Genomic DNA, 9,545 nt, shown 5'->3' on the forward strand with positions numbered 1-9,545 from the left:
CAAGGATTCGACCCGGGTTCGGGATGACACGGGCATCACGTCCATAACGGACGGAGCGGAGACGAGGCGTGGGGCCCTCAGGTGGACAGGTTCCTGCGACGGAATCCGATCTACCAGGAAGGACCCACGTGATTGCCTATCGTGCCATCCTCGACGTCCCCAGGGAACTCGTACATCACGTGGCCCGGCTGCTGCGTGCCGAGCGCCGCAGGGTGGGCACCCGTCCCGGAACACGTGCTCTGACCTGCTTCTACCAGGCGCTTCTCGTCCTGGTGTGGTTCCGCGAAGGTGAAGACAAGACCGCTCTCGGGGCGGGATTCGGGGTGTCGCGTGCCACCGCCTACGGCACGTCGCCGACGACCGTACGCGTCCTGGCCGCGCAGACCCCCACCCTGCACGACGCGCTACGACGCGTCGCCGACCAGGACTGGCCCCCGTGATCCTCGACGGGAAACTGTTCGACACCGACCGCCTCACCGAGAGCACCACCAGCGTCAAGGGCGAGACGATCGACGCCTGGTACTCCGGCAAACACCGCGACGTCGGGGCGAACATCCAGGCAGTGACGCGCCCGGACGGACTACCTGTCTGGACCTCCGACGCGATGCCTGGACACCTACACGACCTGACCTGCGCCCAGCGGTTGGATGTCACCGGTGCCCTGTACTGGGCTGCTGCCGAGCTACATCTGCCGGCCCTGGCCGACTCCGGCCACGAAGGCGCTGGCCGACTCCGGCCACGAAGGCGCTGGCCAGGGGATCCACACCCCGTACAAGCAACCCGCCGACGGCCACCGCCTCGCCCCTGACAACCAGACCTACAACGCCGTGCTTCGATCCGTGCGCTGCCTCGGAGAACGCGGCTTCGCGATCCTCACCGGCCGATGGCGGACGCTACGACACACCACCGCCAGCCCTCGCGGTATCGGCGACATCGTCCGCGCCGCTGTTCACCTCACCCATCTCGAATACCGGTACCCACCGGATTCTTGTTGAGATCACCTCAATGGTCGGCAGATCCGAGAGTCGAATCGCCACCTGAACATCCACACTCCGTGACACCCTATAGCCTGGTTTCTTGTCGCAGTCCGCACCCGCTGCACCATTGCGTCTTGGCAGGCTTCTTCAACACCCCGACCTCAAGCCGGACATCACTCGGCTCACGTCGACCGAATCAGCTGACTCTGGCTGCGATGCTCAGGGGCGGCGGACGGCGATGATCGACTTGGTCAGTCCGAGGAGCCGCTCGGCGCGGATGGTGGCCCCGGGGAAGAGGTAGCGCAGTTCCGCCCGACCGATCAGCTCCGTGGTCAGGACCTGCTTCATCGCCAGGTCGTACGGCTTGTTGGGGGTGTAGGCAAGCGGCCACTTGCGGGCCACCAGGACCCGGGCCGACACCGGGAGGAACTGCATTCCCGGGGCCACCCAGTGCGGCTCGACGGGGAAGTACCGGTAGGGGGTCTGCACCCAGTACGCCGGGGCGAGTTCCTGGATCGCCTCGGCCATCCGCCGACGCCGCTCGTACCCGCCGACGTGCTCCAGGACGCTGTTGCTGAAGACCAGGTCGTACCGGCGGTCGAGGATGCTCCTGGGCAGCTCGCAGGCGTCGGCGTGGTCCGCCTCCGCCCAGTCCGGCAGGTCGGTGGGGAGGGGTTCGAGGTTCACCACGTGGACGTGCTTGGGCCGGACGGGGACCTCGGCCCAGCTCTGCACCCGCCCGCCCAGGTCGAGGACGTTCATCTCGGCGAGGTCGGGGAAGGTGTCCGAGAGCCAGGCGGCCCGGCGGGCCCGGCGCTTGGCGCCGAACGAGTCGGGTGAGTCGACGAGCCGGAACCGGAGGGAGTGGAGAGCCATAAATGGAGATCCTTGTCTGTCTGATTGCGCTGCGTCAACTGCGGATCGGTTCAGCGTCACCTTCGCTGCCACTCGTTGCTACGGCTCAGATCCCGCGTCCTCGCTTGTGGAGGGTCCGCAGGACGGCGTCGGCCCTGACCATCCGGCCGGCCACGGCCAGGGCCAGGTAGGCGCGGGGTTCCCGGGGGTTGCCCCGCAGGGTCCGGCGGGCCCACCGCAGCGCCCCCCGCCGGTCCCCGGAGGCGGCGTGGGCGAAGGCGATCTGCCCGGCGACCCGGGCGTGCCCGGCGGGTTGGGTGGCGAACTCGGGGTAGCGCTCCAGGAGCCACTGCAACGCCGACGAGATGGTGTCCCACCGCTGGGCGAAGTAGGACCGCTTGTGCCACCTGACCAGGACGTACGGGACCGTCAGGTTGGCCAGGGGTGCGCTGCGGGCGGCCCGGAGGAGGAACTCGTAGTCCTCGGCGTAGCTGCCCGGGATCTCCTCGTCGACCAGGCCGAACCCGTCCCGCAGGGCGGCGGCCCGGATCACGAAGGTCGACGGGTGCAGTTCGGTCATCCGGTCCCGGAGCAGCTCGTCGAGGGTGATCGTGTCCCGGTCGAGGACCCGGTCGACGGTCCGCCCGTCGTAACTGACCCGGATCCCGCAGCTGACGAACTCCGCCCCCGGTACGGCGTTCAACGCGTCCACCTGTGCCCGGAGCTTGCCGGGCAGCCACTCGTCGTCGTCGTCGCAGAACGCGACGAGCTCCCCCTCGGCGGCGAGGGTGCCGGTGTTGCGGGCCCCGGCCAGGCCGGGTGACCTGTCGTTGGTGACGACCCGGACCCGGCGGTCCGGGCGGGACAGCCCGGTGAGGGTGTCGTCCGGGGTGGACTGGTCGAAGACGACCACCACCTCGATCGGGGCGGGGTACTCCTGGTCGAGGATCGCCGTCACTGCGGCGCGGAGCAGCTCCGGCCGGTCCCGGGTGGGGACCACGGCGCTGACGGTGGGGTAGTGGCTCATCGGGTCGGTCCTCCGTCGTTCGGGGGTGGGACGGGGCTCGGGTGACGGTGGCCGGCGGGGCTGAACGGCCACCACCACCGGTTTCGGGGTCGTGCGGTCGCGGACGCCACCAGGTCCTCCACGATCCGGCCGACCCGGTCGACCGCCGCCTGCCGGGCGTCGGCAGCACCGTCGTCGGTGGTCACCGTGAACCGGGCGGGGTCGGCGAATCCGGCGGTCAGCGCCTCTACCAGGGCGGTACGGGACTCGCAGAGCGCCACCAGCCCGGCCGCGCCCAGCCGACGGACGAACAGCAGCTGGTGGTCGTCGACGTGCTCGCCGTACGTCGGGTCACGGGGCACCACGATCGGGAGGTGCCCGTTGCGTCGGGCTTCCAGGATCGTCGCCGGCCCCCCGTGGCAGACCACCAGGTCGGCCCCGGACATGGCGTCCTGGAGTTCGGCGTGCCCGAGGAAGGGGGCGGTCCCCGGGACCGCCGGTGCCCGGGTGTGTCCGTGCTGGACGGTCAGGTCCACCCGGTCGGCGACACTCGGGTGCCACTGCTCGATCCACCCGGTGAGCCTGTCGAACGGGTGCTTGTCGGTGCCGACGGCGACCAGGACCCGGACCCGTCCGGTCACAGGAGGGTTCCCACTACTGTGGCCTCCGGGTACTGCCGCCGCTGTTCGTCCCACTGGACGAGCATCGCGGAGAGGAACGGGCGGCAGAGACGGGCGGTCAGCGTCGGGGTGTCGATCCGGTCGTAGACCTCGATGTAGATCGTCGGGATCCGCCGGAGTCGGGCGAGGACCACGAACGGGACGGCCACCCCGGCACCCGTGGTGACCACCGCGGCGACCTGCCGTCGGCGCAGCACCCGAACCGCGAGCCAGGCGTTGCGCAGCAGGTTGGGGATGTTGCGGGTGGTCGGGTGGTGGGCGGCGACGAGTTCCTCCCCGGCCAGGAGCGACACCGCCTCCGGTGTGTCGAAGGTGACCCAGCAGCGGGGCCACCGTTCGTACCAGGGGCGTAGTGCCAGCAGTTGGGCAAGGTGCCCACCACTGGAGCCGACCAGCAACAGGGTCGGTGTTTCAGATGCCTGCACAGTGGACATTCCTCTGCGACTCCCCACAAGTACGCTCGGATTCTTCTTCTACGACAGGGGTCGCCGGCTGATCTCAGCACAGCCGACCCCACGGGTCAGTCGGCTAGTCGATTCTCGACTCAGTCGGCAAGCCGATCCTCGGCTCGGTCGGTCAGTCGGTCCTCGACGACGTCGGCCAGTCGATCCTCGACGACGTCGAGCAACGCCGGATGCAGCGCCTCGTTCCACCCCGCACCGGCCCGTGCCAGTCGGCAGCTGCGCAACCACATCTCGACCAGGTACGCGTCGACCACCAACCGGCGGCCGTCGGCGGACAGGCCCAACCTGTCGCCGTGTCGGGTGAGCTGACCGTCCGCCGCCTGCGCCGCCTCCGCCGCCGACCGACGGCCGAGCACCAGTGCACGTTGGAACGAGTCGTGGGCCAGGTCGAACCCGACGGGCACGTCGGGGCCGCTGTGTTCCCAGTCCCAGGCGACCAGCCGACCGGCGTGTCGACCCAGGTTCCACGGCACCCAGTCGCCGTGCCAGTGACCGAACTCGACCTCGGTGCCGGCGTACCGGCGGGCGAGGGCGGCGACGGCGTCGACAGCCCGGGCACCGGCGGGATCCCACCGGGCTGCCCGGTCCGCCTCGGCGGTGAGCCGGGCGACGAAGTCGGAGCCGCCGATCGGGCGCGATGGCGTCGGCGGTCCGCCCCGACGGGCGACAGCGAGTATCGCGTCGAGCCGGGGCGGGTCCTGCTCCCCCACTCCGCGTACCGCTGTGGGCAGGGGTTCGACGACGGCGACCGGGTGCCCGGCCCAGTCGAACGCGGCGAGCAGGCGCGGCACCACCGGGTGGTCGCCGACCCCGGAGACCTCAGGCAGGGTACGCAGCACCGCCGCCTCGGCCGCTACGAGTTCCCGCGTCGCCCCGTTCCAGCCGATCTTGGCGTACCCGCCGGGGGTGCCGTCGGCGGCGAACAGTTGCAGCGTCGGCTTGTGGTTGGGGTCCGGGGGCCGGACCCCGCACGCCGCGTACGCCGGGTGGACGTCGAGCACGTCGGCCAGGTGCGCGGCGAGCAGCGCCTCGGCGGGCTCCACGTCGGCGGGCAGCGACACGGTCAGGGCCGGGAACCGGGCGGCGTCGAGCACCCCGAGCCGGGCCAGTCCACCGAGTCCGGCCCGCAGCGCCCGCACCTTCGGTGGACGCAACGCGTTGTACGCCAACAGAGCGGCGGCGGTGGCCCGCGCGGCACCCCGGGGCAGCAGGAACCGGGCCCGCCCGACCGACGGGACGACCGTGTACCGGGCCACCACCCGGTGCCCGGCCGGCGGGTCGCCGTCGACGGTCAACCCGATCCGGTCGTCGCCGAAGATCGCCCGGCTCACCCATCCCAGGCCGTCGGAGCGGGACCGGAGGTCGTCGGTCACCTGGCACCCCAGTCGAAGATCAGACCGAGCCGCTGCTCCAGGGCCTCGTTGTGCGGCAGGTAGTAGTCGGTCAACTCGGCGCGTACCTGCGGGTCCAGCGGGGACGACCGACGGTCGTTGTAGACCTTGAAGTTCGGTAGGTCGTGGTCGGGGAGCCCGAGGAAGTCCAACGTCCGGGTGTAGGTGGCGCGGGCGTCCCGGTACAGGTCCTCGCTGGGCAGGAAGAGCAGCTGGTTCCGGTCGAACCGATCCAGCCACGGTTCGAGGTGTTCCAGGTACCGCCCCCGCGCCCGGTAGGTGTACCAGTCGTACGGCTCGCTGAAGTACTCCGGCTCGGCGATCAGCCGGTCCCGCTCCCCCGCCGTCCGCTCCGGCTCGGCGGCGAGCGCGGCCGGAAAGTCCAACGGCTCGATCCCGTGGGTCCGGCGTTCCTTCCAGTGCGAGTACGCCCGCTCCACCGGGTCACGCAGGAGCACGATCAGCTTCACCTGCGGCATCAGCGCCGCCACCCGCTGCGCGGCGAGGGGGTGGAACATGTAGAGCGGGGCCGCCTCGCCGACCCGGGTCGGGCCGCCGTGCCGGGCGGCGAGCGCCGCCCGCTGCCGCTCGGTCGGGAAGTGGCTGCGGTACCACGCCTCGCCCCGGTTCCAGTGCTCCTCGAAGTAGTGCGACGCCTTGGTGTTCCAGGCCGGGAAGAGCCGGGGCACCAGGGGATGCTGGATCAGGTAGTTCCACAGCGAGGTCGTACCGCCCCGCTTCGTCCCGATGATCAGGAAGTCCGGCAGCGGACGGCGTGCGGCGGTGCGGACGCCGTAGCCGACCAGTCCGTCCCGCAGCCGCTCGGTCACCTGGTTCGGTACGAGGTCCTTGACTCGGTCCCGGATCGACGACACCGGTCACCTGCCCTTCACGGATTGGGCCGGGGCGGGTCGACCGCCCCGGATCTGCGTCAGGATCGCCCGGATGCCCGCCCGGACCCCGGGCATCGCGAGCAGGGCTGTCGCCCCGACGGTCAGCACCACCAGCGCCACCACCAGCCCGGGGATCCCCCGTCCGGCGACGAGGACACCCACCCCCGCCGCCGCACCGACACCCGCCACTGTGGCCGCCGCCGCCCGGACCATCGACCTGCCGGTCAGGGGGTGTCCGACGAGGCGACGGGCGCAGGCGAAGGCGATGAGGTTCTCGGTGGCGATGCCCGCCCCCCAGGCGACGGCCGCCCCGGTCGCCCCGTATCCGGGGATCAGGGCGACGCCGAGGGTGACGGTGCAGGTCAGCCCGGCCACCGCGGCGGCCAGGTGCAGGCCGCTGCGGCCACCCATCAGCAGCAGGCTCTGCACGTTGCCGACGCCGGTGTTGACGAGCATCGCCAGGGCGAGCACCGTCATCGCCGCCGCCCCGGCGGCGAACTCCGGCCCGAACAGCCGCAGGAACGCCGGTCCGAAGACGGCGAGGAGCAGGTACACCGGCCAGGACAGGACCAGCCCCCAGGTGGTCAACTGCCTGTGGACGGTGGCCGCCGCCCCCTGCTCACCCTGTCCGAGCAGCCGCGACAGCTGCGGGGTGACGGCGACCCGGAGCCCCTGCATGGCCAACTGTCCGGCCAGGACGTACCGGCCGACGGCCCCGAAGACACCGGCCTGGGTCTGGTCGGCAAGGGCCGAGGTGAGCAGGACCCCCACCCACATGCTGCCGGCATCGATCGCCGCCGACGCCGCCCGGGGCAGGGCGAAGCCCCAGAACGTCCGCCAGTCGTGGCCCTGCGGACGCAGGTCGGCCCCCTGGCGCAGCCCGACCGGACCGGCCACCAGGACGAGGCAGACCAGCAGGGCGATCCCCACCGGCACCAGCCAGCCGGTCAGGCCGAGAAGCAGCCCGCCGCCGGTCAACGCCGCCGCGCCGACCAGGATCGGCCGGGCCACGGGGAGCAGGAAGAACTGGACGGACACGTAGGAGCGGATGCTCCGGACACAGCGCAGGGCGGCGAGCAGCAACGTCATCGCGACGACCACCGGCACCACAGCGAAGGCGACGGCCAGCAGCGACGCCCCGCCCGCGCCGGTGTCGTCGAGCAACCACCCGGACAACGGGGCGGCCAGGGCGACACCGACCACCGCCACCACCACCGCCACCACGAGCGGGGGGAGGAGCGCCACCGGCAGCAGCCGGGCGGAGTCACCGGTACGCCCGAGGCGTCGGCGGGGCAGCGCCCACATCAGCCCCGTCTCGGCCCCCAGGGTGCAGATCGCGGTGGCGACGGTGACCACGCCGATGGCGGCGAAGAACGCCCCCGACCCGGCGGTCCCGTACCCCCGGGTGATCACCACCGCGAGCAGGAACCCGAAGAGTCCGCTGGTGGCGGCGCCGACAAGTCCGGCCGCACCGTTGCGGGCGCTGCGGCGTACCTCGGTGTCGTCGGACCGACCGGGACCGGCGGTGGTCCGGCCGTCGACGTCGTCGGATGCCCGGGGTGCCGCGGTCACGCCGGCACCGCCACGGCGGGGGCCGGCCGTCGCCTGTCGAGCAGCGCGGCGCGGTCCCGTTCGGCTATCGCCATCGCGAAGCAGATCACGTAGAACGCCAGGGCGATGTTCTGGTTGGCCATGCCGTAGAAGGGCACCTGCACCAGGCAGATCACCGGCACGATGGCCAGCCACTGGCCCGCCGAGGAGGTGGCCCGCGCACACGCCAGGTAGGTCACCACGAACCAGGCCAGGAAGAACAGCAGGGCAGGTACGCCATGGCTGAACAGCACCATCCACATCTGCCCCTGTGATCCCACCGGGGCGTCGGCGGTGACGGTGTCCGCGTTCACCGGTGCCCCGTAACCGATCCAGGGCGAGTCAGCGATCCGGCGCAGCACCTCACCGTAGAGGGAGAGTCGGTCGGTGTTCGTGTCACTGCGTTCCACCCGGTCGTTGATCAGGTCGAAGACCGGGATCACAGTGGTCGCCGCCCCGACCAGGACCGCGATCCCGACGATGGAGGCGGCGACCCGGACGTTGCCCCGCATGCTGGCCCGCACCCCGAGGACGAGCAGCCCGACCCCGAGGCTGAGGAACATCGTCCGGTTCAGGGTGAGGAAGGCCGGGGCCAGCGACAGGGGCAGCGACACCAGCAGCGCCCACCGCAACACGCCCCGCCGCAGGAGGGTGATCAGGGCGACCACCGTCGGTAGGCTCATCGCGTACGCGCTGCCGTAGTTGTTCGTGTAGGCGAACGGTGCCGCCGGGCGGTAGATCGGGGTGAGCGAGCGGGGATTGAACTCGGCAGTGCTGAGGTGGACCATGTCGTGGATGAACGGGGTGCCGGCGATCCCCCCGGGCAGCAGGACCTCCATCGGGGTGGTCATCTCGAACCGGGGGGCCACCACCCCCAGCCAACCCAGCACGACCAGGGAGAACCAGAACGCCGCGAGCGGCAGCAGGACCGGCACCGGGTTGGCGCGTTCCCGGGCGCAGGCGTAGACGTAGCACCCGACCACCACCGCCGTCAGGTAGAGCCCGAACCGCAGCGAGAAGGTCAGCACCGACGAACCGCTGGTCAGCTGGGTCGCACTGATCACGACCATGGCCAGGAACAGCAGCCACACCCCCACCCCCGGGGGCAGCGGCACCCGCCCCCGGGTGACCAGGAGGGCGAACAGCAGCGCGCCCAGCAGCGGCCAGCCGAGGTAGAAGGCCCCGGCCAGCCACCAGACGGGCACCAGACCGAACATCAGTGCCAGCGGCCACAGTGGCAGCAGCGGCGGCGCGGGCAGCGGCCGGGGCGTCCGGTCAGCCATGGCCGTTTCGGGTCAGGACGAAGCCCAGCGGCTTGACCCCGGCCGCCCGCAGCCGCTCCACCAGACGACGCAGGTCCGCCTGGCGGGTCCGGTCCCGCTCGACGACGATCACCGCTGTGCCCTGACGGGCCAGCGCCACTCCACGCTCGTCGGACTCGGCCGGCGGCGAGTTGTAGAGCACCAACGGCTCACCGGCGCCCTGCCTGGCGGTACCGATCCGGACGCTCCCGGAGAAGATCGCGATCTCGTCGGGATCGGCGGCCCGGCCGGCGTCGCCGTTGCGGGCCGACTTCACCCGGGGCAGTGTGACAGTGGCGTCCGGGTCACCCGACAGACGTGCGGCCACCGGGTACGGCGACGGACGGCGGTTGGCGGTCGCGGCGGTGGGCGGCCCCGCCGGGGCGGG

11 protein-coding genes and 1 pseudogene are annotated in these 9,545 nt (G+C 71.7%); 3 read left to right on the forward strand and 9 right to left on the reverse strand.

Going from position 1 to position 9,545, the window contains the following annotated elements:
- The first annotated feature begins 128 nt into the window (after positions 1 to 128).
- From ABT336_RS17245 to ABT336_RS17255, 3 genes are read left to right on the forward strand one after another with little or no spacing between them, the layout of a single operon-like run.
- A complete protein-coding gene (locus tag ABT336_RS17245; protein WP_350897607.1) occupies positions 129 to 440 on the forward strand; it encodes a transposase family protein in 312 nt (103 codons plus the stop codon).
- Positions 437 to 808, forward strand: coding sequence for a transposase family protein (locus ABT336_RS27525; protein ID WP_502891196.1), 372 nt, complete (start codon positions 437 to 439; stop codon positions 806 to 808). The genes ABT336_RS17245 and ABT336_RS27525 overlap by 4 nt, the downstream gene beginning before the upstream one ends.
- On the forward strand, positions 759 to 995 hold the full coding sequence (locus tag ABT336_RS17255; RefSeq protein WP_502891197.1) for a transposase family protein: 237 nt from the start codon (positions 759 to 761) through the stop codon (positions 993 to 995). Before ABT336_RS27525 ends, ABT336_RS17255 begins: the two co-directional genes overlap by 50 nt.
- Positions 996 to 1,196: 201 nt before the next feature.
- Here ABT336_RS17255 and ABT336_RS17260 read toward each other — a convergent pair whose 3' ends face one another.
- The 9 genes and pseudogenes from ABT336_RS17260 to ABT336_RS17300 form a co-directional block, all read right to left on the reverse strand.
- On the reverse strand, positions 1,197 to 1,853 hold the full coding sequence (locus tag ABT336_RS17260) for a class I SAM-dependent methyltransferase (RefSeq protein ID WP_350897609.1): 657 nt from the start codon (positions 1,851 to 1,853) through the stop codon (positions 1,197 to 1,199).
- Between the two features lie 85 nt (positions 1,854 to 1,938).
- Complete coding sequence (locus ABT336_RS17265) at positions 1,939 to 2,859, reverse strand: glycosyltransferase family 2 protein (protein WP_350897610.1); 921 nt, start codon at positions 2,857 to 2,859, stop codon at positions 1,939 to 1,941.
- Positions 2,856 to 3,479 (reverse strand): glycosyltransferase, encoded by a 624-nt coding sequence (locus ABT336_RS17270; RefSeq protein ID WP_350897611.1) that lies wholly within the window; start codon positions 3,477 to 3,479, stop codon positions 2,856 to 2,858. The genes ABT336_RS17265 and ABT336_RS17270 overlap by 4 nt, the downstream gene beginning before the upstream one ends.
- A complete protein-coding gene (locus ABT336_RS17275; protein WP_350897612.1) occupies positions 3,476 to 3,952 on the reverse strand; it encodes a UDP-N-acetylglucosamine--LPS N-acetylglucosamine transferase in 477 nt (158 codons plus the stop codon). Before ABT336_RS17275 ends, ABT336_RS17270 begins: the two co-directional genes overlap by 4 nt.
- Before the next feature lie 110 nt (positions 3,953 to 4,062).
- Positions 4,063 to 5,355: a hypothetical protein gene (locus tag ABT336_RS17280; protein ID WP_350897613.1), complete on the reverse strand. Its 1,293-nt coding sequence runs from the start codon at positions 5,353 to 5,355 to the stop codon at positions 4,063 to 4,065.
- The gene (locus ABT336_RS17285; protein ID WP_350897614.1) at positions 5,352 to 6,248 is read right to left on the reverse strand and encodes a sulfotransferase domain-containing protein; all 897 of its coding nucleotides are present in this window, start codon (positions 6,246 to 6,248) and stop codon (positions 5,352 to 5,354) included. Before ABT336_RS17285 ends, ABT336_RS17280 begins: the two co-directional genes overlap by 4 nt.
- Before the next feature lie 3 nt (positions 6,249 to 6,251).
- Complete coding sequence (locus ABT336_RS17290; RefSeq protein WP_350897615.1) at positions 6,252 to 7,838, reverse strand: lipopolysaccharide biosynthesis protein; 1,587 nt, start codon at positions 7,836 to 7,838, stop codon at positions 6,252 to 6,254.
- Positions 7,835 to 9,139 carry an O-antigen ligase family protein gene (locus ABT336_RS17295; protein WP_350897616.1) on the reverse strand — a complete coding sequence of 435 codons (1,305 nt, stop codon included), beginning with the start codon at positions 9,137 to 9,139 and terminating at the stop codon, positions 7,835 to 7,837. Before ABT336_RS17295 ends, ABT336_RS17290 begins: the two co-directional genes overlap by 4 nt.
- Positions 9,132 to 9,545: pseudogene (locus tag ABT336_RS17300) on the reverse strand (lipopolysaccharide biosynthesis protein); the annotation flags it as partial. The gene ABT336_RS17295 and the pseudogene ABT336_RS17300, both read right to left, overlap by 8 nt.

Source organism: Micromonospora sp. NPDC000207 (assembly GCF_040300925.1).
Taxonomy (GTDB): Bacteria; Actinomycetota; Actinomycetes; order Mycobacteriales; family Micromonosporaceae; genus Micromonospora.